Genomic DNA, 25,900 nt, shown 5'->3' with positions numbered 1-25,900 from the left:
CTTTGCTATGCCTCGAGCGGCTCGGCATCGGCCGCTCTGGGGGCTGGCTGCTTGAGCAGCAGCATCAGGGCGCTGGCGATGAGCAGGAAGATCCCCATCACGTAGAACACCTGGTTGTACGCCATGATGGCAGCCTCGCGGCTGATGGTGTTCGACAGCATGGCCTGGGCCTGCTGTTGGGCCAGCTCGGGACCCGAGCCCTGCGCCATCATGCTCCGGGCCAGCTGCAGCAGGTAGCTCTGCCCCTCTATGCTGCTGGCGGCCAGCGTGCTGCTGATCTGGCTGACATGGACGCGGGTGTCGTTGTCGATCAGGGTCGCTATGATGGCGATGCCAAAGGCACCCCCCAGGTTGCGCAGCACGTTGAGCAGGGTCGAGGAGGAGGGGATCTCGTCGTAACTCAGGCTGGCTGTCGCCACCAGAGAGAGCGGCACCATGATGAAGGGTTGACCCAGCGCCCGCACTATCAGCGACTGGATAAGCTGGGGGCCGGCGTAGTCGGCACTCATGTTCATGTTCATGAAGCAGCTGATGGCAAATACCAGAAAACCGAAGCTCACCAGATAGCGTGGGTCTATCTTGTGGGTCAGCTTGGGCACCAGCGGCAACACCAGCAGTTGGGGCAGCCCCATCCACATCAGCACCTCACCGATTTCCAGCGCGTTGTAGTTGTGGATCTGCGCCATGTAGAGCGGCAGCACATAAATGGAGCCCATTAGCGCCATGCCGAGCACCAGATAGGCAAAGCAGGCCAGCGCGAAGCGCGGGTTGTGCAGCAGCCGCAGGTTGACCAGCGGATGGCGTCTGAGCAGCTGGCTGATGACGAAGAACACCAGGGCCACCACAGAGATGACGGTGAGCCGCACTATGAAGCTCGAGCCAAACCAGTCCTCTCTGTTGCCCTCTTCCAGCACCACTTCCAGCAGACCCAGTCCCATCGCCATTGTGATGATGCCGATGAGATCCACCTGCTTGATCACTGTCCAGTCGACCGGCTTCTTGTCCAGACCATGGGCCAGCATGGCCATCACCAGCAGGCCGGGCGGTACGTTCAGGTAGAAGATGTAGTGCCAGGAGAGCTGCTCCGTCAGCCAGCCACCCAGAGTCGGACCTATGGCGGGGGCGAAGGTGGCACAGAGGCCGAACAGTGCCATGCCGGTCGCTCGCTTGTGCAGTGGCAGCAGGCTGACGATGAGGGAGAAGGCCATGGGGATCAGCGCCCCGCCGGTGAAACCCTGCAGCGCCCGGAAGACGATCATGCTGGTGAGGTTCCAGCTGAACGAGCAGAGCACGGAGGCGACGATAAAGGCCCCCGTGGTCCACAACAGGTAACGACGCACACTCAGACCCCGACTCAGCCAGCCGCTCAGGGGAATGGCGATCATCTCCGCCACCAGATAGGAGGTGGAGATCCAGGAGCTCTCGCTCAGGGTGGCCGACAGGGCCCCCTGAATATCCTTTAGGGAGGCGTTGGTGATCTGGATGTCGAGGATGGCCATGAAGGCGCCAATGAGGCCCCCCATGACGGCGATCCAGTTGCGACGTGGAATGGGTTCCATCAGTTGGCTGCCACCAGGGCGGCAGGGTCACGGGTATCCACTATCACCTCGGTGGAGAGGCCCGGCAGCAGCTTGCCTGCCAGGGCACCCGGCTCGGGGATGCGGATCTTGACCGGTACCCGCTGCACAATCTTGGTGAAGTTGCCGGTGGCATTCTCCGGTGGCAGCAGGGCGAACCTGGCGCCGGTGGCGGGGGCCAGACTGTCGATGATCCCCTCGACCGGTTGATCCGGATAGGCGTCAAGGATCACTTTGACCTTCTGGCCCGGTTGCATATGGTGCAGCTGGGTCTCCTTGAAATTGGCCTCGACCCACACCTGTTGCAGCGGTACCAGACTGGCGACCTGCATGCCGGACTGAACGTAGAGCCCTGCCCGCAGACTGCGTTTTCCTATGATGCCGTCAGCCGGTGCCTGCAACTCGGTGTAGCTCAGCTCCAGTCTGGCCTGTTCCAACTGCGCCTCGCTCAATGCCAGCCTGGCCTGATTCTGCTTGGCCTCGGCATCCAGCACCAGCAGGCGTTCACGGGCGGCTTGCAGGGCGGCCCTGGCTTCCTGTTCCTGCGCCTGATTGACCTGCAGTCCGGCCCGCACTTCATCCAGGCTGTCTTGCGAGCTGTAATGGCGCTGGTTGAGCTGGCTGACCCTTTGCACCTGTTGTCTGGCGCGCACCTGCTCGGCATTGGCGGAGGCGACCTTGGCCTCGGCCTGACGGATCAGGCTCAGTTGCTGGGTCCGGGTCGCGGCCAGATTCTCGGCGGTCGCCTGATTGAGGTGCAGGTCGGCCTCGGCCTCGGCCACCCTGGTCTTGTACTCCCGATCGTCCAGTCGGGCGATCAGCTGACCGGCCTTCACCGCCTGGTTGTCGGTGACCAGCACCTCACTGATGTAGCCGGGCAGCTTGGATCCGATCCCGGTCACTTCGCTCTGCAGGTAGGCGTTGTCGGTACTCTCGAAATAGCGGCCATGCAGATACCAGTAACCGGCGAACAGCAGGCCAAGCAGGGCCAGCACCATGGCGGCCAGCAGGGGGATTTTCTTGTGTTGGCTCATTTTGGGGATTCCTGAACTTAAGCAGCGCAGGCTAACACTAGCCAACTGTTTCGATTAGTATCCATTAATGAGATATACAGTTTCACTGGTGCAACAATGGATCTGAACGCTGCCTTGATCCTGGTGCGGATCGTCGACAAGGGCTCCTTTACTGGGGCTGCCCAGGATCTGGGCATGACCAAGGCGACCGTGAGTCGCCGTATCGCAGAGCTGGAGCAGCGCCTCGGCGTACGACTGCTCAACCCGTCAGCTCACCCTGACCGAGGCCGGTGAGCAATACTATCTGCGCTGCAGCAAGGCAGTGGATGAGCTGGCTCAGGCCGAGCTGATGGTGAGCGCCAGCCAGCAGGAGGTGACCGGCATTCTCAAGCTGGCGGTACCCATCGAGACGGGGCAGCTGGTGGTGGGTCGGCTGGTGGCCAAATTTCTGCAAGTTTATCCGGGGCTGCAGGTGGAGCTGGAGCTGACCAATCGCATCGTGGATCCCATCAACGAGGGGCTGGACGCCATAGTGCGCATCGGCGACATGAGCGACTCCAACCTGGCGGCGCGGCGGCTGTGGAGCACGGAACGGCTGCTGTGTGCCAGCCCGGATTATCTGGCCCGCAGTCCGGCCATCACTCATCCCGAGGATCTGGTGCGCCATGAAAGGGTGGCGGTGAGCAGCGGGTTTCTGGCTTCGCACTGGTGCTTCGAACTGGATGGAAGAGAGGTGCTGGTTGACCCTCCCTCCCGCTTTAGGGTTAATAATATAACCTGTGCCAGAGAGGCCGCGAAGGCGGGGCTCGGGCTCGCCTCCCTGCCTGCCATGCTTTGCCATGAGGAGCTTGCCAGCGGCGCCCTGGTGCCCCTGCTGCCCGAGTGGCAGCAGCCCAAGGTGCCGATTTATCTGTTGTTCCCGGAGCGGCGGCTGATGCCGCGCAAGTTGCGGGCCTTTATCGATTTTATGGTGGCGCAGGGGGCCGATTACGGGATAGACAACTTGCTGTGACAGGCAGGTCAGGGGACGGGGAAGCCATGGATCATGGGATCCAGGTTCGATCCCGAGGATGGAAGAGGGGCATGGTGTCAGCTAGACATGGCATCAACAAGCGGTTGCAGGGGGAAGGCATGGATCAATGGATCAATCTTTATCGGGCTTCCCATTCGCTGGAGGCCCATGCCCTGAAAGGGGCGCTGGAAGTGGAAGGGGTACTGGTGCGACTCAACGGCGAGGCCCTGTCGGGGGCGCTGGGCGAGCTGCCGGTGGATCTATTGCAGGTGACCCTGATGGTGCGCGAGCAGGATCGCAGCAAGGCAGGACGGGTCATCGAACGTTATCAGCAGCGCCAGGGCAATGGTTGGCTCTGCGGTCAGTGCGGGGAGGAAAACGGCGCCAACTTTGAGGTCTGCTGGCGCTGTCATCACGATCCCCACGATAGTTAATCCTTCACCCTGCCTCAGCGCAGGGTGAAGTCGATATCATCTCCTGCGCTGGCGTCGTGATAGGTCGCCAGATCCAGCTCCTTCTCGCTGCGAGCAATCAGCACGGATACCAGTATATCGCCGGACACGTTGACCGTGGTACGCGCCATGTCGAGGATCCTGTCGATCCCGGCGATGAGGGCTACTCCTTCCAGCGGCAACCCTACCGCAGTGAGCGTCAGGGTCAGCAACATGAGCCCTGTGCCCGGTGTGCCTGCGGTACCGATACTGGCCAGGGTGGCGATGCTGATGATGGTCAGGTAATCCACCATGTGCAGATCCACGCCAAATGCTTGGGCCACGAATAGGGCTGTGACTCCCTGGTAGAGGGCGGTGCCGTCCATATTGATGGTGGCGCCGATGGGCAGCACCTTGGCGGTGATGGCGGGTGAGACCCCGAGCCGCTTCTCGGCGCAGGCCAGACTGATGGGCAGTGTGCTGCTGCTGGAGCTGCTGGTGAAGGCCACGGCCTGGGCATCGACGATGCTCTTGAAGTAGTGCAGCGGGTTGAGCCGTGCCAGCAGGATAAGCAGGCTGCTATAGACGCCAAGCACATGGAGCAGGCAGCCGAGATAGACGGCGCCGATCACCTTGAGCAGCGGCAAGAGCAGACTCACCCCGTATTTGCCCGTCATCCAGGCCATCAGGGCGCAGACGCCATAGGGCGCCAGCGCCATGACCATCTGGGTCAGCTTGAACATTCCCTCTGCCAGCGAGGTAAAGAAGAGGATGGCGGGGCGACCGCGTCGGCCTGTGGCGTTGAGGGCGAGGGCGACCGCAAAAACGATCACCTGCAGTATCTTGCCATCCACCATAGCCTGCACAGGGTTGCGTGGTACCAGATGGCTCAGCACGCTGGCCAGGGTTGGCTGTTCCGCCATGCCGACCCGCTCATAGGGCCCCATGTTGGCGCCCATGCCGGGTTCCAGCAGCCAGCCCATCATCAGACCGATGCAGATGGCGATGGCGGTGGAAAAGAGATAGAGGCCTATGGCCTTGCTGCCGATCCGATCCAGGCTCTTGCCCTTGAGCAGGGAGGTGAGGCCGGCGATGACAGAACAGAAGATGAGCGGCACCATCAGCATCTGTATGGTGTTGACGAACAGGACGCCAAGGGGCTTGAGCTGCAACGCCTGCTCACTGAAGCCGAGTCCCAGCCCGATCCCCGTCAACATGCCGATCAGGGTCTTCAACCAGAGGGGACGGCGGGTCCAGATCCGCCAGGGCTTGAAAGCCAATCCATGGAACAGCATGACGCCAATGTCCTTATATTCTGTCTGCGATGGCAAAAAGGGGCGTTAGTGTAGCCATCCCCTTGTCAGGTTGCCACATTATCGACAAAGCGGTACTCACGACCAGCTTGCTATGAGGGAAATCGGCAATTTATTGGCCTATATCAAGGTCACTCCCTTCGGTGCAGGATTTAATAGGCATTAAATATGTTTATTAATGAGGTTTGCTATGACTCAATCGGTACACGGTCACGAGGTGATGGAGATGATGCTGGCACAAGGGGGGCAATTTACCCGTGCCAGCCTCAAGCAGGCGATCGATGAGCACTTCGGTGCCGATGCCCGTTTTCATACCTGCAGCGCGAGCGAGATGGATGCCGAGGCGCTGATCGCCTTCTTGGCACAGCGCGGCAAGTTCATCGAATCAGCGCAGGGTTTCCAGACCCACGCCGACAAGATCTGCAACCACGGTTGACCTTCACGGCGGGCACATCCTTGGTGCTCGCCGAATCTCTGTCCCTTTGTTAGTATTTCCTCCTGTTTTTCTCTGCCGAAGGCTTGGCCCGGGCATTGCCCTGGAATCGTATGGACACTTTCTCCGCTGCCGTCATGTTGTTTCTGATCATGGATCCGCTGGGTAACCTGCCGGTCTTCCTGTCGATCCTGCGTCATATCGATCCCAAGCGACGGCGCAAGGTGATGATGCGGGAGCTGTTGTTTTCGCTGGCCATCATGATGGCCTTCCTGTTTGCCGGTCAGCAGATCCTCAATTTCCTCAATTTGCGCCAGGAAGCGGTGAGTATCGCAGGCGGCATCATCTTGTTTCTCATCGCCATCAAGATGATCTTCCCGAGCGAGGGTGGGGTGACCGGGCTGGCGGCGGGCGAGGAGCCCTTCCTGGTGCCCATGGCCATCCCCATGATTGCCGGTCCTTCCATTCTTGCCTCCCTGTTGCTGCTGGCAAACCAGGAGCCGACCCGGATGACGGATTGGTCGCTGGCGCTGTTGATGGCCTGGGGTGCCAGCGCAGTGATCCTGATGTTCTACGAGGTATTCAACAAGCTGCTGGGTGAGCGAGGACTCACAGCCGTGGAGCGCCTGATGGGCATGCTGCTGGTGATGATTGCGGTGCAGATGCTGCTGGACGGTGTCCACCACTATCTGGCGGTGACGGGTCAGGGTTGACTGTCAGGCTCTCCCCTCGCCAACACTGATAATCAGGCCAGTCGTTGGCAGCGGTATCCGGCTCACTCATGATGAGGAAGGCCGGGCGTTCTCTTACTCGGTGCTGATAGTCAGGAGGGCTCGGTTGCCGAGGGTTCCAGCTTGCTCATGATGAGGGCGAGCAGTGTCTCCCGTAACCAGCGGTGGCCCGGGTCCTCTTCGTGGCGCTGATGCCAGATGAGCAGGTGGGAGATGCTGTCGAGTGCAATGGGCAGCGGCAGCGGCACCAGCGGATAGACCTGGGTGGCGTGGCGTGCATAGAGTCTGGAGAGGGTCACTATCATGTCCGAGTGCATGCCCATTCGCAGCGCGGCCTCGAACGAGGGCACGGTTGCCTCAATCCGGCGGTAGAGATCCATCCCCGCCAGCTTGTGATCCAGCATCCAGCGATCCCGTCCCTCGCAATAGGTCTGTACATGGGGATAGGCCAGGTAGCGGGCGAGGTCCCATTCGGGTTCGTGCAGGGCAGGGTGATCATGCTGCACCAGACAGGTGAGATCATCAATGGCGAGCAGCCGCTGGCAGATGGCGTTGGGCAGGGTATCGAGCCGAAAGTCCGAGCTGATGCAGTTCTCCCGCACCGTGAAGGCAATATCCACCTGACCCTGGCTCATCTCGGTCAGGCTATTCTCGGTCCACTCCTCGTAGCGCAGCCGTATACCCGGTGCCTGGCGTTTCAGCTCGCTCAAATAGAGCGGGGCAAACAGGGTGAAGGCGCTGTCCATGCTGGCGATCACAAACTCCCGCTCTGTGCTGGCTGGATCGAAATCCGGCGGCTGGATCAGGTTGTCCAGGGACAGCAGTATGGGTTGCAGTTGCTGTTGCAGCACCAGAGCGCGGGCCGTGGGTTCCAGCCCGTAGGCGGAGCGCACGAACAGGGGATCGTCGAAGGTTTCCCGCAGGCGCCCCAGGGCCTTGCTGACGGCAGACTGGCTCAGATGCAGGCGACGGGCGGCCCGGCTACCATTCCGCTCTTCCAGCAAAACTTGCAGGATAATCAATAGATTGAGGTCGATACGCCCCAGCTGTTCCAACAACATGATATGAATTCTTTTCAATTCTTAGATGAATTTATACCATTTGTTTTCATATCTTGGCGACCCTATGCTCGGTTCGTCTCTCGCCTTCATGGCGGCTGGTACAGGATGTAGCGGTTGAGGGGACAAGTAGCATCAATTCATACGGCGACCCTGGGTCGCCGTATTTTTTGGTGATTTATTTGCAAACTTGCACCTGTCTTGATTTTGCCCAACAATCCTTGCGCCTTCTTTTGATACAAACAAAGCGTATCTATCAGTCAGGAGTATCCCGATGGGACTCGGTGGAATTCATATCTGGCATTTGTTGATCCTGCTCGTGGTGGTGGTCGTGGTGTTTGGCAGCAAACGCCTGGCCGGCGCCGGTGAGGATCTGGGCACCGCCATCAGGGATTTTCGTAACGCCTTGCGTGACGATGCCAATCATCCGAAATAAGTAGGAGTGGAAGTATGTCTGTAGACGAGAAAGTTGAATTGAACGAAACCTGTGACAGCTGCGGCTGTTTTGCCGAGATCGGTACCATCATTGGTGAAGGTGACGATCTGATGGAGCTGGTGATCGAAGCTGCAACAGAAGCCGATGCCCGCGCCAAGTTGGCTGCCTATGAGGCACTGGCCAAGCAGGTGACTGCCGAAGCCATGATCAGCAGCGAGCTGAGCCAGGGTGCCAGCGGCGTGATCCTGAAGGCCCGGTTGCAATTCACCTGCACCGCCGAAAAGCTGATTTTCGAGCTGCGCGCCCGCTCTATCTGAGCTGAGCCCGGTAATGACACGGCGGGTTCGCCTGCCGTGTTGACCCTTCTGCTGTGGGTCTGCGTTCTATAGTTAGTTATCCCACAGACGGTTTGCCCGGCGGGAGTCGGCCAACAGAAGGCGTACACATGATGACGCGGCGAGATCTCTGCCGTGAATCCCACCTTCTATAACGACTTATCCTGCTGACCAACAGTCCGGTGCTACCTGGTCCACAGAAGGCGATTACATCATGATGCAGCGATGGATCTGGGCCCTGCTGGCCCTCTGGTGTCTTCCTCTGCTGGCGGCGGACCTCAAGCCACAGCGCTTGCCCCAACCCGGGGATCTCGAACATATACTGCAAAAGAAAGAACTCAGGGCCCTGGTGGTCTATGAGCGGGGTTTCTTTTTTCTCGATAAAGGCGCCCAGCACGGCATTCTGGTCAATCAGTTGCAGGGTTTCGAGCGCTGGCTGAACCAGACCTACCTCGCCAGGGAGCAGATCAAGCTCAAGATCATCTACATACCCGTGCGCCAGGACAAGCTGCTGGACTACCTCACAGAGGGGCGTGGCGATCTGGTGGCGGCCAACATGACGGTGACCCCGACCCGGCGCGAGCAGGTGGCCTTCTCCAATCCGGTGATAACCCCCATTGAAGAGTGGATCGTGAGTCAGCACGCTCTGCCGACGTTCAACCGTATCACCCAGCTTTCCGGCCGGCGCGTCTGGGTGCGAGCCAGCTCCAGTTATTACGAGAGTCTGCGCCAGCTCAACTGGTTGTTTCGAGAGCTGGGGCTTCCCCCCATCTATATCGAAACTGTCCCCGAATACCTGCAGGATGTGGATCTGCTGGAGATGGTGGCGGCAGGCATCATCCCCCTCACAGTGACCGACAGCTTCAAGGGGCGCATCTGGCTTGGGATGATCAGCGGCCTCAGGGCCCACAAGCTGATCCCGCTGCGGGATAATGGCCGCAGTGCCTGGGCCCTGCGTAAAAACAGCCCCGAGCTGCTCAAGGCGGTCAACGGTTACCTGGCCGATACGGGCAAGCACTCCCTCTACAACGACATGACATTGCGCCAGTTGCTGGTGCGCAGCGACCAGATGAGCAATATTCTGGCGCCCGATCCCATGGGGCGGCTCTCGACCATCCGCAAGGTGCTTGAGCAGTATGCCGACAAGTATCAACTGGACTGGCTGATGCTGGCGGCACTGGCCTACAAGGAGTCTGGGCTCAATACCGGCGCGGGCTCGGTACGTGGGGCCGTGGGGATCATGCAGCTGTTGCCGAGTACCGGCAGCGAGGTGGGCATACGTGGCGCCAGGTTAGCCAGTCTGGAGGGCAATGTAGAGGCGGCTTGCCGCTATCTGCGGCTTATCCTGGACACCTATTTCAACGATCCTGCGCTGGATCAGCTCAATCGCCACCTGTTTGCACTGGCAGCCTATAATGCCGGACCGAACCGGGTACAGGCACTCAGGGCCAAGGCGCAAGCCGCCGGGCTGGATCCCAACGTCTGGTTTGGCAACGTGGAGCAGCTGGTGGCCAACGAGGTGGGGCAGGGCCCCATCAACTACGTCAGTACCATCTACAAGTACTATGTGGCCTATCGCTTCAGCCTGCCACAGCTGGAGGGCAAGGCGGCCGCCATAGAGGCGGCCCGGCCCTGATCACCCCACCGGTCAGGGGGATCTTTAGTGGGGCTGCTCGGGAGAAGAAAAGGGTTCCCAGCCCTGATCCCTGTGTTGCAGATACCAGGGTGTCAGCTGGCCGGTCGGGGAGGGATCCGGCTGGCTGGCTTGCGGTCGATAGCTGATGGCAGGGCGATCACTGAGTTCCATGGTAAATTCCTTTATCCACATTCCAACGAGGCCTGTAGCCAGCGTTATGCCATTCCTCCATGACAAGCAGATGACGCCATGATCCCGGGTGAGTTTGCACTGATCGACCAGCCCGAACTGGCACTCAAGGTGCGTTGCCAGCTGATCCGTAACGCTCGCAGCCGGATCCAGGCCCAGTACTACAGCTGGGAAGAGGACAGCAGCGGCAAGCTGTTGCTGTCCGAGTTGCTGCACGCAGCCCGGCGCGGGGTGCGGGTACAGCTGCTCATTGACGACCTTTATGCCGGTGACAACCGTTTTCTGGAGATAGTCGCGCGTCAGCCCGGCATAGAAGTACGGCTGTTCAATCCGTTCTGGTTGCGGGGCTGGCGTCCGCTGACCCTGCTGCTGGAGGGGCTGCTCAGCTTTCGCCGCATCAATCACCGCATGCACAACAAGTTGCTGCTGGTGGATGGCAGCCAGGCAGTGATCGGTGGCCGCAACATAGGTGACCGCTACTTCGGGCTGGGCGGTACGCCCCGATTCGTCGATCTGGACCTCGCCTGCCGCGGCCCTGTCTGCCAGCAGGCAGAACAGGGCTTCGACCAATTCTGGCGCAGCCGCTGGAGTCACCCGATCCGCCGCCTGTTGCGCCGTCCCCTGCAGCGGGCCGAGGTGACGGTGGTGAACGACTTCCTGCTCACAATGACAGATCCGCTCGTTGCCGCAGTCTACGACCTGCCTGCCAGTCTGTTCGAAGCCGAGCCCGTCTCCCTGACCTGGCATCAGGGGCGGGCCGAGGTGTGGTTCGACCGACCCGGCAAGGGGCTGGTGTCGCGACCGACCACTGCGCCCCTGCTCTGGCGCAAGCTGGCTGACAACGCGGGCTCCCTGAAGTTGGTGAGTCCTTACCTGATCCTGACCCGAGGGTTGCGCCGTCGGCTCAGGCAGCAGCGCCAGGCTGGGGTGAATATCGAGATCCTCACCAACTCCCTGGCCAGTACGGATGTACCCCTGGTGTATGGTGCTTACCGGCGCCATCGTCCCTGGATGATCCGGCAGGGGATAGCGCTGTCCGAGCTGGAGGGGGATACCCTCAGCCTGCATGCCAAGTTGATCCTGATCGGGGACGGGGAGGCGCTGCTTGGCAGCTTCAATCTGGATCCTCGATCCCTGATGCTCAACACCGAATTGATGTTGCATCTCGAGTGCCCAGCGCTCTGCGCCGAGTTGCAGCAGTGGCTGATGCACTGGCAGCAGCAGTCTGCTCATTCAGTGGCTGCGCCTCACTCAACCCTGCGCCGGCTGTTGGCGAAGATGAGTGACTGGTTGCCCTTGCAGCGCTGGTTGTGAGCGTGTGCGAGATCTCGTAAAGCCTTGTGCGCCTTAGAGGATAACGTTTGCCATCCAAAGGCGATATTCTATCTTATCGTATTGTTTTTAATCAGATTGTTCTTGTGTAGGAATCCTGGTAGCGCACTGTCGCTTGCATGGCAGACTGAATAAAACGGTTTTTTATTTTATTTATGTGCGTAATATTTCAATCGCAAGGACAAACACGGCGGCTCGTCCGTCGTGTGGAAAAAGGTCGTGAAGGGAACCGCCAGTTGGATCGCTCCAGCAGGCACCTGATTCGGATGGGTAGCGGAAACTCAAGAAACAGGGCAGAACCCGGCAGGACCGGACTCCAATATGGAACATGCTATTTGCGAGGGGGTGACATGGAAATGTCACCCCATTTTTTATGGCCAGACCCCAAGTTTGTGTCCATAAAAAGACCGCCGGTTGGCGGTCTCTGTGTGCTGTGGCGGGGCCTGTAACTCAGGCGATGCCCGCCAGCAACCGGCTCCAGTTGCGCTTGCTGGCAACGAAGCCGTCGTGCAGGTTGCGATATTCCAGTTGCAGTTTCAGCTTATCGTAGCTGGCCAGCGCCTTGCGTTTGCGCTGCTCCAGCAGAGACTTGCGGCTGGCATAGTAGAGCTGCAACTGCTGGCTCAGTTTGTCGTACTCCTCCTGCAACAATGCCTGCCACAGCTCCCTGTCTTCGCGTTTGCGCAATTTGGCCTGGGCGCGCTTGAGTTGCATCTCAAGTCTTGCCTGTTCGATCCGCTCTTCCGGGCAGGACCTCAGATCCCGGGCCAGCCCGCACCAGGAGGCGCTGCGGATCAGCCACTTGGTGGGATCGAACTGCCACCAGCGGATGCCGTTGCGGTAGTCGTTTTCGAACAGGTGGTGGAAGTTGTGATAACCCTCGCCGAAGGTGAAGAAGGCCAGGATGCCGTTGTCCCTTGCCGTGTTGCGGTCAGTAAATGGCTGACTGCCCCAGATGTGGGCCAGGGAGTTGATGAAGAAGGTGGTGTGGTGGGTCATCACCATGCGCAGCACCCCTGCCAGCAGCAGCATGCCGAGCAGATCGCCGTGGACAAGCCCCAGCAGCAGCGGAATGCCCAGATTGGTGGCCAGGGTCAGCGCCAGATAGTGCTTGTGCTGGAAGGCAACGATGGGGTTGTTCTGCAGATCCCGCACGTTGCTGTAATCGTTATAGATCTCGCGTTGGTACTCGCGCAGCATCCAGCCAATGTGTGAATACCAGAAGCCGCGACCCGCGCTGTAGGGATCCTTCAGGTTGTCATCCACATGGCGATGGTGACGGCGATGGTCGGAAGACCAGTGCAGGGCCGAGTTCTGCAGGGCGAGGGCGCCGCCGATGGCGAAGATCCACTGCAGGATCCGGTGGGCCTTGTAGGCCTTGTGCGACCAGAGGCGGTGATAACCGGCTGTGATGGAGATGCCGCTGTAACAGAACAGCAGCAGGAAGCAGCTCCACTGCCAGAGGTCATAGCCATGGGTCATACCGTACCAGGGCACGGCGATCAGTGCGGTCAGCCCGGAGAGGGCAAACAGCAGGGTGTTGGTCATGATGATAGGTGGGCGTTCCATCTCACTCGGTTCCTTTCAGCGAACAGCTGTGCGCCATTCTCCATGTAGCAAGAATTCGGGTCAATGGTAAAAAAGTAGGAGACAAACCTGATCCTGGCTCGGCCTTCGGGTTATCATTTGGCCTCGATAACCTGAAGGTGACTGTTTTCGTGGGTATTCGCGCGCAACAAAAAGAAAAAACCCGGCGTACTCTGATCGATGCGGCGTTCAGCCAACTGTGCGCCAATCGCAGTTTTTCCAACCTCAGTTTGCGGGAAGTAGCTCGGGAGGCCGGCATAGCACCGACCTCCTTCTATCGCCATTTTCGCGACATGGAGGAGCTGGGCCTGACGCTGGTGGATGAAGGGGGCCTGACCCTGCGCCAGTTGATGCGTCAGGCTCGCCAGCGCATCGCGGGTGGTGGCAGTGTCATCAGCACCTCGGTGCAGACTTTCATGGAATTTGTCGAGAACAACCCGAATATCTTCCGGCTGCTGCTGCGGGAGCGTTCCGGTACCTCGGCTGCATTTCGTCAGGCGGTGGCACGGGAGATCCAGCACTTCATTGCCGAGCTGACCGACTACCTTGAAGCGACCTCGGGGGCTCCGCGGGAGGAGGCCTATATTCAGGCCGAGGCCATGGTGACCATCGTCTTCAGCGCCGGTGCCGATGCACTCGACATGACGAGCGAGGAGTGTCGGGCCCTGTCAGATCGCACCATACGCCAGCTGCGCATGATCGCCATGGGCGCCGAAGTTCAGAACCAGAAGCGCCGTGAACCTCTCTCTTAAGTCAACAGGATGGACAGCTCCATGCATGACCAGAATCTGATCCCGAAGAAACCCCTGCTGCTGGCCCTGCTCGTTGGTATCTGTGGCGATGCCTCCCTGTCGGCCCTGTCGGCCCTGACCGAGCCTGCGGTGCCCTTTTCCTTCTTTCCCATGATTGCTCTGGTGCTGGCGGCTTATCAGCTCTATCAGCACTACCGCCATGTCTCGCTGGAGGGCAATACCCCGGTTTGCATGCTGCTCTGCTTCTTCATCGGCGGGTTCGGGCATGCGGCGCTGGTCAAGGTGCAGTATCCCGAGCTTGGCAGCAATTTCTTCTCGCTCATCATGATGCTGTTGCTGCTCGCCGTGTTGTCGATCAAGCTGGGTATCAGTGTGGGGAAAAAAGAGAAGGAGTGACCAGCACTCCTTCCTGAACCATGACAGTGCCGGCATCAGTCGGTGCTGTTGATATCTGTGCCATGCTGTTTGGCTTCTATGATGGCTTTGAGTCGGGCGCGGATATCAGCCATGCCGAAGACGCCGAACACCAGTATCAGTATTACTTCGAGCCGGGTGACCACGAAGTAGGGTTTGCAGGCAGACTTGACCATGCTGGCCTGCACCAGGTGGACCAGGGCGATGAGCAGGCCGCAGATCGGCAAAAGATCATTCAGCTTGCCGGGTAGCGGAGCTACCAGACTGACCAGCACGCCGAACCAGAAGAACAGGGTCAGCCCCATCGCCAACAGATTAAACACCCGCTTCATTGCTCACCTCCCGCAGATAGAGTTGATAGCAGACCTGACCGGCCTGCTTGCCCTTGAGTCGTTGCCTAAATTGACGGGGAGGGGCCAACGCTTGTTCCCCTTCCTACACGGAATTTAAACCGCAGCGTCATTCTTGGTGTCCCGCAGATAGAGTTGATAGCAGACTTGACCGGCCTGCTTGTCCTTGAGCAGTTGCCAGCTGGCGGGCAACGCCAGGTCGGCCATCTCTTTCTCCCGCTCCAGATAGATCAGAGCATCCGGTGCCAGCCAGCCGTGCTGTTCCAGCAAATCGCACACCCGGGGCAGCAGCTCGCGCCGAAACGGCGGATCCAGGAACACCAGGTCGAACGGGGTGGCCGGGCCTTGCAGCCAACTGACGGCATCGGACTGGATCACCAGGCCCTTGCTGCTGCCAAGGGCGGTCAGGTTCTTTCTGATCTGGTCGGCGGCACTTTTGTCCATCTCGACCAGAGTTACCTGCTCGGCATAGCGCGACAGCGCCTCCAGCCCCAGGCCGCCGCTGCCGGCAAACAGATCGAGACAGCGAACGCCACGCACATGGGGAGCCAGCCAGTTGAAGATGGTCTCCTTGACGCGATCCGTGGTGGGTCTGAGCCCTTCTACATCCTTGACCGGCAATTTGCGGCCCTTCCACTGGCCGCTGATGATTCTTACAAAGCCCGATTTCCCCTGCGGGGCCGGGCTCTTGTTCGGGATGTTACGGCTGGGTTTCACTCTGGGCATCGCGTTTCGTCGTCAGAAAATAAAGTGGTAGTATAAGGCGGTTCATTTTTATGCCGACCCGCCGAGGGACGGCTATCTTAGCAGTCAGCCAACGAAGTGAGTATTTTTTAGATGGCAAAAGGTTTGTTTTCCTGGCTGGGTTTCGGCCGCAAGAAAGAAGAGGCTGAGGCTGTCCAACCACAGACACCCCAAGCCACCCCTGTTACCGCTGAGCCTGAGGTCACTGCTTCCCCCGCTCCCGTTTCTGATACTACGCCGGTCGTGGTGCATGAATTGCCGGCCAGTGCACAAAATGATGCCCTGCATGCTGGCGCTCCACTTCATGATGACGATTGCCCTCCCACTGAGCTGGACGTGGCTCCGCTGGTCGTGGAGGAGTGTGCTTCCGAACTGGAACCCGTCATCGTCAACGAATTGCTGATCGAGCAAGCGCGCGTTGAGGCACAGGCTGTCGAGACCGCTCGTGTTGCCGCCGAGGCACAGGCTGCAGAAGCCGCCCGTGTTGCTGCCGAAGCGCAAGCCGCAGAAGCGGCCCGTGTTGCTGCCGAAGCGCAAGTCGCTGAAGCGGCTCGTGTTGCTGCCGAAGCGCAAGTCGCTGAAGCGGCTCGTATTGTCGCCGAGGCGCAGGCTGCAGAAGCGGCCCGTGTTGCTGCCGAAGCGCAGGCTGTAGAAGCCGCCCGTGTTGCTGCCGAAGCGCAGGCTGCAGAAGTGGCCCGTGTTGCTGCCGAAGCGCAAGCCGCAGAAGCGGCTCGTGTTGCTGCCGAAGCGCAAGTCGCAGAAGCGGCTCGTGTTGCCGCCGAAGCGCAAGCCGCAGAAGCGGCTCGTGTTGCTGCCGAAGTGCAGGCTGCAGAAGCCGCCCGTGTTGCTGCCGAAGCGCAGGCCGCAGAAGCCGCTCGTCTTGCTGCCGAAGCGCAGGCCGCAGATGCCGCCGAAGCCCAGGCCGCCGAAGAGGCTCGTATCGCCAAAGAGGCCCAGAGAGCGGAAGATCTTCGCCTGGTTGCCGAGATGGAGGCTGAAGCCGCCGCACTGGCTGCCTTGCCGCTTGCCGCCAAAGTGGATGATGACACTCAGGACAAGCCGCAGCGGGAGGGTTTCTTTGCCCGTCTCAAGCGCAGTCTGGTGCGTACCAAAGAGAATATCGGTTCCGGTTTCTTCGGTCTGTTCAGTGGCAAGAAGATCGATGACGATCTGTTTGAGGAGCTGGAAACCCAGCTGCTGACCGCCGATCTGGGGGTCGATACCACCCGTCGCATCATAGATGGCCTGGTGCAGCATGCGGATCGCAAGCAGCTCAAGGATGCCGAGGCACTCTACGGCCTGCTCAAGCAGGACATGGGCGCCATGCTGGCCCAGGTCGAGCAGCCGCTGGTGATCGACACCAGCAAGAAGCCTTATGTGATCCTGATGGTCGGGGTGAACGGTGTCGGCAAGACCACCACCATCGGCAAGCTGGCCAAGCAGTTCCAGGCCGAAGGCAAGAGCGTCATGCTGGCCGCTGGCGATACCTTCCGTGCCGCTGCCGTCGAGCAGCTGCAGGTATGGGGTCAGCGCAACAACATACCCGTGATCGCCCAGCATACCGGTGCCGATTCTGCCTCCGTCATCTATGACGCCATTGAGGCTGCCCGTTCCCGCGGTGCCGACGTGCTGATCGCCGATACTGCCGGTCGCCTGCAGAACAAGAGCAATCTGATGGAAGAGCTCAAGAAAGTGGTGCGGGTGATGAAGAAGCTGGATGAAGAAGCACCTCACGAGATCATGCTGACGCTGGATGCAGGCACCGGTCAGAACGCCCTGAGCCAGGCCAAGCTGTTCAGCGAAGCCGTGGGTCTGGACGGTATCGTCCTCACCAAGCTGGATGGCACCGCCAAGGGCGGCGTCATTTTCGCGGTGGCCGACAAGTTCCAGATCCCGATCCGTTATATCGGGGTGGGCGAGGGGATCGACGATCTGCGCCCCTTCGTCGCCAACGACTTTATCGAGGCACTCTTCAGTCGCGAGGAGTAAGCGCCACATGCCCCGACTCAGGTCGGGGCATGTCAATGTCAGGGATCCGTTATGATTCGTTTTGATAAGGTCAGCAAGGTATACAGCGGCGGCCATCAGGCGTTGCAGAAGGTCAGCTTTCACCTGCACAAGGGGGAGATGGCCTTCCTGACCGGGCACTCGGGGGCTGGCAAGAGTACCCTTTTGAAGCTTATTGGCGTGATGGAGCGACCGACCGATGGCCGTGTCTTCTTTCACGGCGACGATGTCAGCCATATCAAGCGGGGGGATATCCCCTATGTGCGTCGCCAGATCGGCATGATCTTCCAGGATCACCGTCTGCTGATGGACAGAACCGTGTTTGACAACGTGGCCCTGCCGCTGGTGATCGATGGTTACAGTCATGCAGACATCAACAAGCGGGTTGCGGCGGCGCTGGACAAGGTGGGCTTGCTCGGCAAGGAGCGCTACCAGCCGCGTATGCTCTCCGGTGGTGAGCAGCAGCGGGTCGGCATCGCCCGTGCCATCGTCAACAAGCCGCCGTTGCTGCTGGCGGATGAGCCGACTGGCAACCTGGATCCCCAGCTCTCCATGGATATCATGCGGCTGTTCGAGGAGTTCAACCGCTTCGGGGTCTCGGTACTCATTGCGACCCATGATCTGGGGCTGATTGCCCGTATGCGCTACCGCACCCTGACCCTCAAGGCGGGCCGGATGTACTCGGCAGGGGAGGAGCTCTGATGGCTATCGTTCGTCATAAACAGCCACCGCTGCGTCGTCTGATGATGTACGGGGTTGATCACGTCCGCCAGGCATTTGCCAGCCTGGGAGAGTTGTGGCGCAACCCGCTTGCGTCTCTGATGACCCTGGCGGTGCTCGGCGTCAGTCTGGCATTGCCCTCCTGCTTCCACGTCTTGCTGAAAAACGCCGAAGTGGTGGAAGGCAGCTGGCAGACCAGCTCCCAGATTTCTCTTTATCTGCGCAAGGATCTGCCAGAGCAGAGCATTCTCGACATGAAGCAGCGGATCCTGCTCTATCCCGAGGTGGAATCCGTCACCTACATGAGCCGGGAGGAGGCGCTGAAAGAGTTTCGCGAGATCTCAGGCTTCGGCGATGCCCTCGACTATCTGGACAGCAACCCCTTGCCGCCCGTGCTGAGCGTTATTCCGGATCCCCGCTGGCAGAATCCGGAAGGGGCCGCCGAGCTGCTCGGCAAGCTTAACAATGAAGATGGGGTTGAGCAGGGCAAGCTGGATCTGCAGTGGCTGACCCGGTTGCAGGGGATCATGAACCTGCTGCGCCATACCATCACAGGCATCGCCGTGCTGTTGCTCTCGGCTGTGCTGCTGATCGTCGGCAATACCCTGCGCCTGAACATCCTCAACCAGCGCTCCGAGATCGAAGTGCTCAAGCTGGTGGGGGCGACTGACGCCTTCATCCATCGTCCCTTCCTTTATACCGGTATCTGGTTCGGGGTCATCGGCGGCATGCTGGCCTGGTGGTTGACCGAAGTGATGGTGATCTGGAGCGAGGGGGTGGTGAAGGAGCTGGCCGGGCTCTACAACAGCAATTTCCGGCTGGTGGGCATGGGGGCGATAGACGGGATCAATCTGGTCTTGCTGGGTGCCTTGCTGGGGCTGATCGCCTCCTGGTTCTCGGTACATCGCCACATTCGTGACATAGAACCATCCTGATTAATTTATCAGCGTTTCAAAGCGCTGGATTTTGAGAGCTGGATCAAGTAAAAGAATTGCCGTTTCTGGCTCGGCCACTGTTCTCGGAGTAATCTGATTAACAGCTATCTTCAGGATCTGCTCTGGATCCGGTGAACCTTCTGATTTATAAGCAGTCTACAAGTGCTGAAGAACTTATACGGGTGTGGCCCCTCTGCCTTGCTCGTCTGACTTGGCAAGCATGTGAAGGTTGCGAGCTCCGCAACAATGGACTTAGCATGCTACTTTTCGGGGGTCCTTGATTGTGACCCCCTTTTTTTGACTGTTCATTCATGATTCATCCTGCCGGCCTAAGATAGCCCGAGTTCAAACTGGGCACAGTGTTTGATGTGGGCCGCAGAATGATATCCGGTCAGTAGACAGACCCTCTCAGGGTGTTAGACTGGTTCGATTGAAAAGAAAGAGGTAAAAAATGGGAACTTCATTGCAACGCACTATGGCTCTGATTCCGCAAGGTAGTCTGGAAGGCTATATCCAGGCAGTAAATTCGATTCCTGTGCTGACTGCAGAGGAAGAGCGTGAGCTGGCTGAGCGTTTGCAGCAGGGTGGCGATCTCGAGGCTGCCCGTCAGCTGGTCATGTCGCACCTGCGTTTTGTCGTTCACGTCGCCAAGAGTTATGCCGGATACGGTCTGCCCCAGGCTGACCTGGTTCAGGAAGGCAACATCGGCCTGATGAAGGCGGTCAAGCGCTTTGACCCGACCGTCGGAGTGCGACTGGTCTCCTTCGCCGTGCACTGGATCAAGGCCGAGATCCACGAGTATGTCCTGCGCAACTGGCGCATGGTAAAAGTGGCCACCACCAAGGCCCAGCGCAAACTGTTCTTCAACCTGCGCAAATCCAAGAAGCGTCTGGGCTGGTTCAGCCATGACGAAGTGCAGGCCGTCGCCGCCGAGTTGGGGGTCTCCCCGACCGACGTGACCGAGATGGAAGCGCGTATGAGCAACTACGATCAGGCGTTCGATCTGGTCGGTGATGATGAAGACGAAGGTGGCTTTGCCCCTGTCCATTATCTGGAAGACAAATCCTCCGATCTGGCGGCCACCATTGAGAACGACAACTGGGACGATCACGCGACCCGTCGCCTGAGTTCGGCCCTTGCCACTCTGGATGAGCGCAGTCAGCACATCATTCGTGCCCGCTGGCTCGATGATGACAGCAAGACCACGCTGCAGGAGCTGGCCGACACCTATGGTGTCTCCGCCGAGCGGGTGCGTCAGCTTGAGAAAAACGCACTCAAGAAGCTGAAAGACGCCATGGAGGCCTGATGCCTCCCTCACAAAAACAGGGCCTGATGGCCCTGTTTTTGTTTCGCGGGTATCTGGTCGGCCTTGCCTTGGTTACCCTTGTCTATGTTATGTTGCCGCCACTGCCACAGTAGGGAGAGCAGATAGTGAAACTGTTGAACGACCTGTTTACCAACAACCGCGAGTGGGCGGAACGGATCAAGGCCGAGGATCCGAATTTCTTCGCTACCCTCTCCGCCCAGCAGGCCCCTGAATACCTCTGGATCGGTTGCTCCGATAGCCGGGTTCCCGCCAACCAGCTGATGGGCTTGCTGCCGGGGGATGTGTTCGTCCACCGCAATGTCGCCAATCTGGTGGTGCACACCGATTTCAACTGCCTCTCGGTGCTGCAATACGCGGTTGAGGTGCTCAAGGTGAAGCACATCATCATCTGTGGTCACTATGGCTGCGGTGGTGTCAAGGCTGCGATGCAGAACCAGGAGCTGGGGCTCATCGACAACTGGCTGCGCAACATCAAGGATGTCTACTTCAAGTATCGTGAACAGCTGGATGCCATCGAAGATGAGCACGAGCGTTTCGATTACCTGTGCGAGCTGAACGTGGCCGAGCAGGTAGCCAACGTCTGCCATACCACCATCATCCAGAATGCCTGGCGCAAGGGGCAGGAGCTGGCGGTGCACGGCTGGATCTATGGCATCAAGGACGGTCTGCTGCATGATCTGGATCTCTGTGTCAGCGGCCCGGATCAGATCCCCGATGTTTACCGCGCCTGGCCGGACATGCGTCCGCCCCACCGCCGTCGCTGAGGAGCCTGCCGTTGGCGCCAGCCCTCTATCTTCAGATCAAGCAGCACATCCTGGACGGGATCCGTGCACGCCACTATCAGGCGGGGGACAGGATCCCGACCGAAGCGGCCCTGTGCGAGCAGTTTGCAGTGAGCCGCATGACGGTCAACAAGGCACTGCGCGAATTGGTTGCCGAGGGGTGGCTGGTGCGCACCGCCGGTTCCGGCAGCTTCGTGGCGGACAGGCGTACCGAGTCGCCCTTGCTGGCCATTCGCAACATAGCCGACGAGATTGCCGAGCGGGGCAGCCAGTACAGTGCCCGGGTGATCCGGCTGCAACGCCAGGCCGCCGACGAGAAGGTAGCGGTCCAGCTAGGGCTGAGAGTCGGTGCTGCCATCTTCCACAGCCTCATCGTTCATCAGGCCGATGGGGAGCCGCTGCAACTGGAGGAGCGCTTCGTCGATGCCGAGCGTCTGCCCGGTTATGGCGAGCAGGATTTCACTCAACAGACCCCGAATCGCTACCTGATGGACGTCTGTCCTCTCTCCGAGATGGAGCATGTGGTAGAGGCCGTGTTGCCGAGTGCCGGTGAGGCCGGTCTGCTGCAAGTGCGTGTCGATACCCCCTGCCTGTTGCTGCACCGCCGTACTTGGTCGGAAGGGTATCTGGTCTCCTATGCCCGTCTGCTCTCGCCAGGCTCCCGCTACAAGCTGAGTTCCAAGACCAGCCTCAGTTAATTGTATATACATATTGTTTTAACAGAGCCCACCTTATGGTGGGCTTTTTTGTGCTTAAACTCTAATAAAAGCGCTGTTATCAAGATGTGAACTTGATCCTTTCTTTCCTGGCAGAGATCGGATATAAGATAATGTATATACATTTAGAGGTCGGTATGAACAAGGAACTGTTGAACTGCGAGCGGGTCTGGCTCAACGTGACACCCGCCACCCTGCGCCCCGATCTGGCTGACTACGGTCTGCTGGAACCCCACGCCCTCGGCGTTCATGAAGGCAAGATCCACGCTCTGGTGCCCATGCAGGATCTCAAGGGCCCTTATCCTGCCCACTGGCAGGACATGAAGGGCAAGCTGGCAACCCCGGGTCTCATCGATTGCCACACCCACCTCATCTTTGCCGGCAGCCGGGCCGAAGAGTTTGAACTGCGCCAGAAAGGGGTGCCCTATGCCGAGATCGCCCGCAAGGGTGGCGGCATTCTCAGCACGGTACGGGCCACCCGTGCCGCCAGCGAGGAGCAGCTTTTCACGCTGGCGGCAGCCAGGATAAAGTCGCTGATCCGGGAAGGGGTCACCACGGTAGAGATCAAATCCGGCTACGGCCTCACCCTGGAAGATGAACTCAAGATGCTGCGGGTCGCCCGCCGACTGGGGGAAGCGCTGCCCATTCGGGTCAAGACCACCTTGCTGGCTGCCCATGCGGTGCCGCCAGAATATCGCGATGATCCCGACTCCTGGGTCGAGACCATCTGCCAGGAGATAATCCCTGCGGCTGCCGAGGCGGGTCTGGCGGATGCGGTGGATGTCTTCTGCGAGCACATCGGCTTCTCGCTGGCCCAGACCGAGCAGGTCTATCTGGCCGCGGATCAATACGGTCTGCCGGTGAAGGGCCACATGGAGCAGCTCTCCAACCTGGGAGGCAGTGCGCTGGCCGCCAACTTTGGTGCCCTCTCGGTGGATCATCTGGAGCATCTAGATCAGGAAGGGATCCAGGCGCTGGCGCACCGCGGCGTGGTCGCCACCCTGCTACCCACCGCGTTTTATTTCCTGAAAGAGACCAAGCTACCCCCGGTCGCCGCCCTGCGTAAGGCCCATGTGCCCATGGCGGTCTCCTCCGACATCAACCCGGGCACTGCCCCGATTGTGTCGCTGCGCATGGCCATGAACATGGCCTGTACCCTGTTCGGTCTGACCCCGGTCGAGGCCATGGTCGGGGTGACCCGCAACGCCGCCCGCGCACTTGGCGAGCAGGAGCGTTTGGGGCAGTTGAGAGTGGGCATGCTGGCGGATTTCCTGGTCTGGAACTGCGCGCACCCGGCCGAGCTGAGCTACCTCATCGGGGTCGATCAGCTGGTGAGCCGGGTCGTCAACGGGGAGGAGACGCTGCATGGATAAGTTCAGCCTGTCCCATATGTCGGTCTGGCAGGGGCGCCAGGATCCGGAAGATGGCGAGCTCGCCCTGCGCTGGTACGACAAGGTGCAGGCCTGGCCGCTGAGCGGTACTGCCGAACCCGGCGTCGCTCTGGTGGGCTTTGCCTGCGACGAGGGGGTGCGCCGCAACAAGGGGCGTGTGGGGGCCGCCGGCGCACCGCTGGCGATCCGCAAGCTGCTGGCTAACAGTGCCTGGCATCTGACCCGCCCCGTCTATGACAGCGGGGATTTGACCTGTGACGACGGCGATCTCGATGCCGCTCATGCCCGCTTGGCCGAGCGGGTGGCGAGCCTGCTGGATGAGGGACACTTCCCGCTGGTGCTGGGAGGCGGTCACGAGGTGGCGTTCGGCAGCTGGAACGGTCTCAACCGTCATCTGGTCGGTCAGGGCCGGGTCGGCATCATCAATTTCGATGCCCACTTCGACCTGCGCCGCAAGGTAGAGCAGGCGAGTTCCGGCACCCCCTTCTTCCAGATCGCCGAGCAGTGTACTGCTCAGGGAACGCCTTTCCATTACGCCTGCCTGGGGGTGGCCGAGACCGCCAATACGCAGGCGCTCTTTGCAAGGGCTGACGCCTTGGGGGTCTGGTATGTGAAAGATGAGGCCATGAGCGAGCGTAGTCTGCCTGCCTTGCTAAGCGGGCTGGATAGCTTTATCGCCCAGAGTGACCACATCTATCTGACCATAGATCTGGACGTGCTGCCCGGCGCCGTCATGCCGGGGGTGAGTGCCCCCGCCGCCCGCGGCGTCGAGCTGGCCATCATCGAACCCCTGATCGCCCATATCCAGGCCAGCGGCAAGCTGCGGCTCGCCGACCTGGCCGAGTACAACCCGAACCTGGATCAGGATAACCGCAGCGCCCGCGTGGCCGCCCGGCTGGTCCATCAGTTAACCAAGTAGCGCTCTGCCGAGGGCAGGTCGCCATGCTGCTGCATTGATAAAACAAGGAGTGTGTATGTCTGAGCAACACCTGGATCCCCGTCAGGATCCGAGCCGTGTCATCCGTGCCTCCCGTGGTACCACGCTGACCGCCAAGAGCTGGCTCACCGAGGCGCCGCTGCGGATGCTGATGAACAACCTGGATCCGGAAGTGGCCGAGCATCCCCAATCCCTGGTGGTCTATGGCGGTATCGGCCGCGCCGCCCGCAACTGGGCCTGCTACGACAAGATTGTCGAGGTGCTGACCCGGCTCGAGGAAGACGAGACCCTGCTGGTGCAATCCGGCAAGCCGGTCGGCGTGTTCCAGACCCACAAGGATGCGCCTCGGGTGCTGATCGCCAACTCCAACCTGGTGCCGCACTGGGCCAACTGGGAACACTTCAACGAGCTGGATAAGAAAGGTCTCATGATGTACGGCCAGATGACGGCCGGATCCTGGATCTACATAGGCACTCAGGGAATCGTGCAGGGTACCTATGAAACCTTCTTCGCGGTGGCCAATCAGCACTTCAACGGCGAACCCAAAGGGCGCTGGATCCTGACCGGCGGTCTGGGTGGCATGGGTGGCGCACAGCCGCTGGCAGCTACCATGGCCGGCTTCTCCATGATCGCCGTCGAGTGCGACGAGACCCGCATTGATTTTCGCCTCAAGACCCGCTACGTCGACAAGAAGGCCCACAGCCTGGATGAGGCGCTGGCCATGGTCGAGGAGGCCAAACGCAGCGGCACCGCCGTTTCCATCGGCCTGCTCGGCAACGCCGCCGATGTCTTTGCCGAGCTGGTGGCCCGTGGCATCACCCCGGACGTGGTGACCGACCAGACCTCGGCCCACGACCCCATCCACGGCTACTTGCCGCAGGGGTGGAGCGTCGCCCAGTGGCGCGAGCTGCAAAAATCTGCGCCCCAGGAAGTGAATCAGGCGGCTCGTCACTCCATGGCCCGTCAGGTGGAAGCCATGCTGACCCTGCAATCCCGTGGCGCGGCGACCCTCGATTACGGCAACAACATCCGCCAGATGGCACTGGAAGAAGGGGTGAAAAACGCCTTCGATTTCCCCGGCTTCGTGCCTGCTTATATTCGCCCGCTGTTCTGCGAGGGGATTGGTCCCTTCCGCTGGGTGGCGCTGTCCGGCGATCCGGAAGATATCTACAAGACGGATCAGAAGGTCAAAGAGTTGATCCCGGACGATCCCCACCTGCACAACTGGCTCGACATGGCCCGCGAGCGCATCGCCTTCCAGGGCCTGCCTGCGCGGATCTGCTGGGTCGGGGTCAAGGATCGGGTACGCCTCGGTCTGGCTTTCAACGAGATGGTGAAAAATGGCGAGCTGAAGGCGCCGATCGTGATTGGCCGCGACCACCTGGATTCCGGCTCGGTGGCGAGCCCGAACCGGGAGACCGAATCCATGATGGATGGCTCCGATGCCGTTTCCGACTGGCCGCTGCTCAATGCCCTGCTCAACACGGCCGGTGGCGCGACCTGGGTGTCGCTGCACCATGGTGGCGGCGTGGGCATGGGCTTCTCCCAGCACTCGGGTGTGGTGATCGTCTGTGACGGCACCGATGACGCCGCCAAGCGGGTCGGCCGCGTGCTGCGCAACGATCCGGCCACCGGCGTGATGCGCCATGCGGATGCGGGTTACGAGATTGCCATCAATTGTGCCGTTGATGCGAAACTGGATCTGCCGATGCTGACCGCAACGGCCAAAGGGGTTAAATAAG

Annotated in this window: 26 protein-coding genes and 1 pseudogene; 19 read left to right on the top strand and 8 right to left on the bottom strand. The window is 60.1% G+C overall.

The window, feature by feature from the left end; all coding sequences use genetic code 11:
- Positions 1-5: 5 nt before the first annotated feature.
- Positions 6-1,559: a DHA2 family efflux MFS transporter permease subunit gene (locus AXW79_RS10890; RefSeq protein WP_005316481.1), complete on the bottom strand. Its 1,554-nt coding sequence runs from the start codon at positions 1,557-1,559 to the stop codon at positions 6-8.
- Positions 1,559-2,611: an HlyD family secretion protein gene (locus AXW79_RS10885; RefSeq protein ID WP_005316478.1), complete on the bottom strand. Its 1,053-nt coding sequence runs from the start codon at positions 2,609-2,611 to the stop codon at positions 1,559-1,561. Before AXW79_RS10885 ends, AXW79_RS10890 begins: the two co-directional genes overlap by 1 nt.
- Positions 2,612-2,707: 96 nt before the next feature.
- Here AXW79_RS10885 and AXW79_RS10880 point away from each other — a divergent pair.
- Both AXW79_RS10880 and AXW79_RS10875 read left to right on the top strand, forming a co-directional pair.
- Positions 2,708-3,602, top strand: a pseudogene (locus AXW79_RS10880) (LysR substrate-binding domain-containing protein).
- A gap of 119 nt (positions 3,603-3,721) precedes the next feature.
- Positions 3,722-4,036 carry a putative signal transducing protein gene (locus tag AXW79_RS10875; protein ID WP_042467471.1) on the top strand — a complete coding sequence of 105 codons (315 nt, stop codon included), beginning with the start codon at positions 3,722-3,724 and terminating at the stop codon, positions 4,034-4,036.
- Positions 4,037-4,050: 14 nt separating this feature from the next.
- Here the strand turns inward: AXW79_RS10875 and AXW79_RS10870 are convergent, their stop codons facing one another.
- Complete coding sequence (locus AXW79_RS10870; RefSeq protein ID WP_005316472.1) at positions 4,051-5,328, bottom strand: dicarboxylate/amino acid:cation symporter; 1,278 nt, start codon at positions 5,326-5,328, stop codon at positions 4,051-4,053.
- A 208-nt stretch (positions 5,329-5,536) separates the two neighbouring features.
- On the opposite strand from AXW79_RS10870, the gene AXW79_RS10865 reads away from it, so the two are divergent.
- Positions 5,537-5,782, top strand: coding sequence for a YecH family metal-binding protein (locus tag AXW79_RS10865; protein WP_005316470.1), 246 nt, complete (start codon positions 5,537-5,539; stop codon positions 5,780-5,782).
- 110 nt (positions 5,783-5,892) lie between these two features.
- Positions 5,893-6,492 (top strand): YhgN family NAAT transporter, encoded by a 600-nt coding sequence (locus tag AXW79_RS10860; protein ID WP_005316467.1) that lies wholly within the window; start codon positions 5,893-5,895, stop codon positions 6,490-6,492.
- 110 nt (positions 6,493-6,602) lie between these two features.
- On the opposite strand, the gene AXW79_RS10855 is transcribed toward AXW79_RS10860, so the two are convergent.
- Complete coding sequence (locus AXW79_RS10855; protein ID WP_005316464.1) at positions 6,603-7,571, bottom strand: LysR substrate-binding domain-containing protein; 969 nt, start codon at positions 7,569-7,571, stop codon at positions 6,603-6,605.
- A gap of 271 nt (positions 7,572-7,842) precedes the next feature.
- Between AXW79_RS10855 and tatA the strand changes: the two genes are divergently transcribed.
- The 3 genes from tatA to AXW79_RS10840 all read left to right on the top strand — a co-directional run bounded on the left by tatA (position 7,843) and on the right by AXW79_RS10840 (position 9,975).
- A complete protein-coding gene (tatA, locus tag AXW79_RS10850) occupies positions 7,843-8,004 on the top strand; it encodes a twin-arginine translocase TatA/TatE family subunit (RefSeq protein ID WP_005316461.1) in 162 nt (53 codons plus the stop codon).
- Between the two features lie 14 nt (positions 8,005-8,018).
- Positions 8,019-8,321 carry a YfcZ/YiiS family protein gene (locus tag AXW79_RS10845; protein ID WP_005316458.1) on the top strand — a complete coding sequence of 101 codons (303 nt, stop codon included), beginning with the start codon at positions 8,019-8,021 and terminating at the stop codon, positions 8,319-8,321.
- 232 nt (positions 8,322-8,553) lie between these two features.
- Positions 8,554-9,975: an MltF family protein gene (locus AXW79_RS10840; protein ID WP_005316455.1), complete on the top strand. Its 1,422-nt coding sequence runs from the start codon at positions 8,554-8,556 to the stop codon at positions 9,973-9,975.
- Between the two features lie 24 nt (positions 9,976-9,999).
- Here AXW79_RS10840 and AXW79_RS23330 read toward each other — a convergent pair whose 3' ends face one another.
- Positions 10,000-10,146, bottom strand: coding sequence for a hypothetical protein (locus tag AXW79_RS23330; RefSeq protein ID WP_005316451.1), 147 nt, complete (start codon positions 10,144-10,146; stop codon positions 10,000-10,002).
- 78 nt (positions 10,147-10,224) lie between these two features.
- On the opposite strand from AXW79_RS23330, the gene AXW79_RS10835 reads away from it, so the two are divergent.
- Positions 10,225-11,478 carry a phospholipase D family protein gene (locus tag AXW79_RS10835; protein ID WP_005316448.1) on the top strand — a complete coding sequence of 418 codons (1,254 nt, stop codon included), beginning with the start codon at positions 10,225-10,227 and terminating at the stop codon, positions 11,476-11,478.
- Positions 11,479-11,946: 468 nt separating this feature from the next.
- Here the strand turns inward: AXW79_RS10835 and AXW79_RS10830 are convergent, their stop codons facing one another.
- On the bottom strand, positions 11,947-13,065 hold the full coding sequence (locus tag AXW79_RS10830; protein WP_005316445.1) for an acyl-CoA desaturase: 1,119 nt from the start codon (positions 13,063-13,065) through the stop codon (positions 11,947-11,949).
- 149 nt (positions 13,066-13,214) lie between these two features.
- Here AXW79_RS10830 and fabR point away from each other — a divergent pair, with 149 nt between their 5' ends.
- The gene (gene fabR / locus AXW79_RS10825) at positions 13,215-13,835 is read left to right on the top strand and encodes an HTH-type transcriptional repressor FabR (RefSeq protein ID WP_005316443.1); all 621 of its coding nucleotides are present in this window, start codon (positions 13,215-13,217) and stop codon (positions 13,833-13,835) included.
- A 21-nt stretch (positions 13,836-13,856) separates the two neighbouring features.
- Positions 13,857-14,231 (top strand): YijD family membrane protein, encoded by a 375-nt coding sequence (locus AXW79_RS10820; RefSeq protein WP_005316439.1) that lies wholly within the window; start codon positions 13,857-13,859, stop codon positions 14,229-14,231.
- 35 nt (positions 14,232-14,266) lie between these two features.
- On the opposite strand, the gene AXW79_RS10815 is transcribed toward AXW79_RS10820, so the two are convergent.
- Both AXW79_RS10815 and rsmD read right to left on the bottom strand, forming a co-directional pair.
- Positions 14,267-14,581, bottom strand: a complete 315-nt coding sequence (locus tag AXW79_RS10815; RefSeq protein WP_005316436.1) for a DUF1145 domain-containing protein — start codon at positions 14,579-14,581, stop codon at positions 14,267-14,269.
- Positions 14,582-14,695: 114 nt separating this feature from the next.
- Entirely contained in the window at positions 14,696-15,325 is a 630-nt protein-coding gene (gene rsmD, locus AXW79_RS10810; RefSeq protein ID WP_005316434.1) for a 16S rRNA (guanine(966)-N(2))-methyltransferase RsmD, read from the bottom strand.
- A 111-nt stretch (positions 15,326-15,436) separates the two neighbouring features.
- Here rsmD and ftsY point away from each other — a divergent pair, with 111 nt between their 5' ends.
- From ftsY to hutU, 9 genes are all read left to right on the top strand, one after another.
- Positions 15,437-17,332, top strand: a complete 1,896-nt coding sequence (gene ftsY, locus AXW79_RS10805; protein ID WP_005316431.1) for a signal recognition particle-docking protein FtsY — start codon at positions 15,437-15,439, stop codon at positions 17,330-17,332.
- A 51-nt stretch (positions 17,333-17,383) separates the two neighbouring features.
- Positions 17,384-18,052, top strand: coding sequence for a cell division ATP-binding protein FtsE (ftsE, locus tag AXW79_RS10800; RefSeq protein ID WP_005316428.1), 669 nt, complete (start codon positions 17,384-17,386; stop codon positions 18,050-18,052).
- Positions 18,052-19,005 carry a permease-like cell division protein FtsX gene (ftsX, locus tag AXW79_RS10795; RefSeq protein WP_005316425.1) on the top strand — a complete coding sequence of 318 codons (954 nt, stop codon included), beginning with the start codon at positions 18,052-18,054 and terminating at the stop codon, positions 19,003-19,005. The genes ftsE and ftsX overlap by 1 nt, the downstream gene beginning before the upstream one ends.
- A gap of 451 nt (positions 19,006-19,456) precedes the next feature.
- Positions 19,457-20,311 carry an RNA polymerase sigma factor RpoH gene (rpoH, locus tag AXW79_RS10790; RefSeq protein ID WP_011899178.1) on the top strand — a complete coding sequence of 285 codons (855 nt, stop codon included), beginning with the start codon at positions 19,457-19,459 and terminating at the stop codon, positions 20,309-20,311.
- 125 nt (positions 20,312-20,436) lie between these two features.
- Positions 20,437-21,096 (top strand): carbonate dehydratase, encoded by a 660-nt coding sequence (gene can / locus AXW79_RS10785; RefSeq protein ID WP_005316416.1) that lies wholly within the window; start codon positions 20,437-20,439, stop codon positions 21,094-21,096.
- Between the two features lie 11 nt (positions 21,097-21,107).
- Positions 21,108-21,812 (top strand): histidine utilization repressor, encoded by a 705-nt coding sequence (hutC, locus tag AXW79_RS10780; RefSeq protein ID WP_005316414.1) that lies wholly within the window; start codon positions 21,108-21,110, stop codon positions 21,810-21,812.
- 155 nt (positions 21,813-21,967) lie between these two features.
- Positions 21,968-23,203, top strand: coding sequence for an imidazolonepropionase (gene hutI / locus AXW79_RS10775; protein ID WP_005316411.1), 1,236 nt, complete (start codon positions 21,968-21,970; stop codon positions 23,201-23,203).
- Positions 23,196-24,140 carry a formimidoylglutamase gene (hutG, locus tag AXW79_RS10770; RefSeq protein ID WP_005316408.1) on the top strand — a complete coding sequence of 315 codons (945 nt, stop codon included), beginning with the start codon at positions 23,196-23,198 and terminating at the stop codon, positions 24,138-24,140. Before hutI ends, hutG begins: the two co-directional genes overlap by 8 nt.
- A 55-nt stretch (positions 24,141-24,195) precedes the next feature.
- Positions 24,196-25,899 carry a urocanate hydratase gene (gene hutU / locus AXW79_RS10765; RefSeq protein ID WP_005316404.1) on the top strand — a complete coding sequence of 568 codons (1,704 nt, stop codon included), beginning with the start codon at positions 24,196-24,198 and terminating at the stop codon, positions 25,897-25,899.
- The last annotated feature ends 1 nt before the right edge of the window (position 25,900 follow it).

Origin of the sequence: Aeromonas salmonicida subsp. salmonicida (genome assembly GCF_001643305.1) — a bacterium.
GTDB lineage: Bacteria > Pseudomonadota > Gammaproteobacteria > Enterobacterales > Aeromonadaceae > Aeromonas > Aeromonas salmonicida.
The sequence above is the reverse complement of the archived record's forward strand: the minus strand, read 5'-3'. Positions and strand labels throughout refer to the sequence as shown.

Bases quoted from the DNA above. Each gene is read 5' to 3' on its own strand.
- AXW79_RS10840 (WP_005316455.1), top strand. From the start codon at position 8,554: ATGATGCAGCGATGGATCTGGGCCCTGCTGGCCCTCTGGTGTCTTCCT.
- ftsX (WP_005316425.1), top strand. From the start codon at position 18,052: ATGGCTATCGTTCGTCATAAACAGCCACCGCTGCGTCGTCTGATGATG.
- hutU (WP_005316404.1), top strand. From the start codon at position 24,196: ATGTCTGAGCAACACCTGGATCCCCGTCAGGATCCGAGCCGTGTCATC.
- AXW79_RS10890 (WP_005316481.1), bottom strand. From the start codon at position 1,559: ATGGAACCCATTCCACGTCGCAACTGGATCGCCGTCATGGGGGGCCTC.
- tatA (WP_005316461.1), top strand. From the start codon at position 7,843: ATGGGACTCGGTGGAATTCATATCTGGCATTTGTTGATCCTGCTCGTG.
- AXW79_RS10885 (WP_005316478.1), bottom strand. From the start codon at position 2,611: ATGAGCCAACACAAGAAAATCCCCCTGCTGGCCGCCATGGTGCTGGCC.
- ftsY (WP_005316431.1), top strand. From the start codon at position 15,437: ATGGCAAAAGGTTTGTTTTCCTGGCTGGGTTTCGGCCGCAAGAAAGAA.
- AXW79_RS23330 (WP_005316451.1), bottom strand. From the start codon at position 10,146: ATGGAACTCAGTGATCGCCCTGCCATCAGCTATCGACCGCAAGCCAGC.
- AXW79_RS10855 (WP_005316464.1), bottom strand. From the start codon at position 7,571: ATGTTGTTGGAACAGCTGGGGCGTATCGACCTCAATCTATTGATTATC.
- rsmD (WP_005316434.1), bottom strand. From the start codon at position 15,325: ATGCCCAGAGTGAAACCCAGCCGTAACATCCCGAACAAGAGCCCGGCC.
- AXW79_RS10820 (WP_005316439.1), top strand. From the start codon at position 13,857: ATGCATGACCAGAATCTGATCCCGAAGAAACCCCTGCTGCTGGCCCTG.
- AXW79_RS10815 (WP_005316436.1), bottom strand. From the start codon at position 14,581: ATGAAGCGGGTGTTTAATCTGTTGGCGATGGGGCTGACCCTGTTCTTC.
- AXW79_RS10870 (WP_005316472.1), bottom strand. From the start codon at position 5,328: ATGCTGTTCCATGGATTGGCTTTCAAGCCCTGGCGGATCTGGACCCGC.
- rpoH (WP_011899178.1), top strand. From the start codon at position 19,457: ATGGGAACTTCATTGCAACGCACTATGGCTCTGATTCCGCAAGGTAGT.
- hutG (WP_005316408.1), top strand. From the start codon at position 23,196: ATGGATAAGTTCAGCCTGTCCCATATGTCGGTCTGGCAGGGGCGCCAG.
- AXW79_RS10875 (WP_042467471.1), top strand. From the start codon at position 3,722: ATGGATCAATGGATCAATCTTTATCGGGCTTCCCATTCGCTGGAGGCC.
- hutI (WP_005316411.1), top strand. From the start codon at position 21,968: ATGAACAAGGAACTGTTGAACTGCGAGCGGGTCTGGCTCAACGTGACA.
- AXW79_RS10860 (WP_005316467.1), top strand. From the start codon at position 5,893: ATGGACACTTTCTCCGCTGCCGTCATGTTGTTTCTGATCATGGATCCG.
- ftsE (WP_005316428.1), top strand. From the start codon at position 17,384: ATGATTCGTTTTGATAAGGTCAGCAAGGTATACAGCGGCGGCCATCAG.
- AXW79_RS10830 (WP_005316445.1), bottom strand. From the start codon at position 13,065: ATGGAACGCCCACCTATCATCATGACCAACACCCTGCTGTTTGCCCTC.
- AXW79_RS10865 (WP_005316470.1), top strand. From the start codon at position 5,537: ATGACTCAATCGGTACACGGTCACGAGGTGATGGAGATGATGCTGGCA.
- AXW79_RS10845 (WP_005316458.1), top strand. From the start codon at position 8,019: ATGTCTGTAGACGAGAAAGTTGAATTGAACGAAACCTGTGACAGCTGC.
- AXW79_RS10835 (WP_005316448.1), top strand. From the start codon at position 10,225: ATGATCCCGGGTGAGTTTGCACTGATCGACCAGCCCGAACTGGCACTC.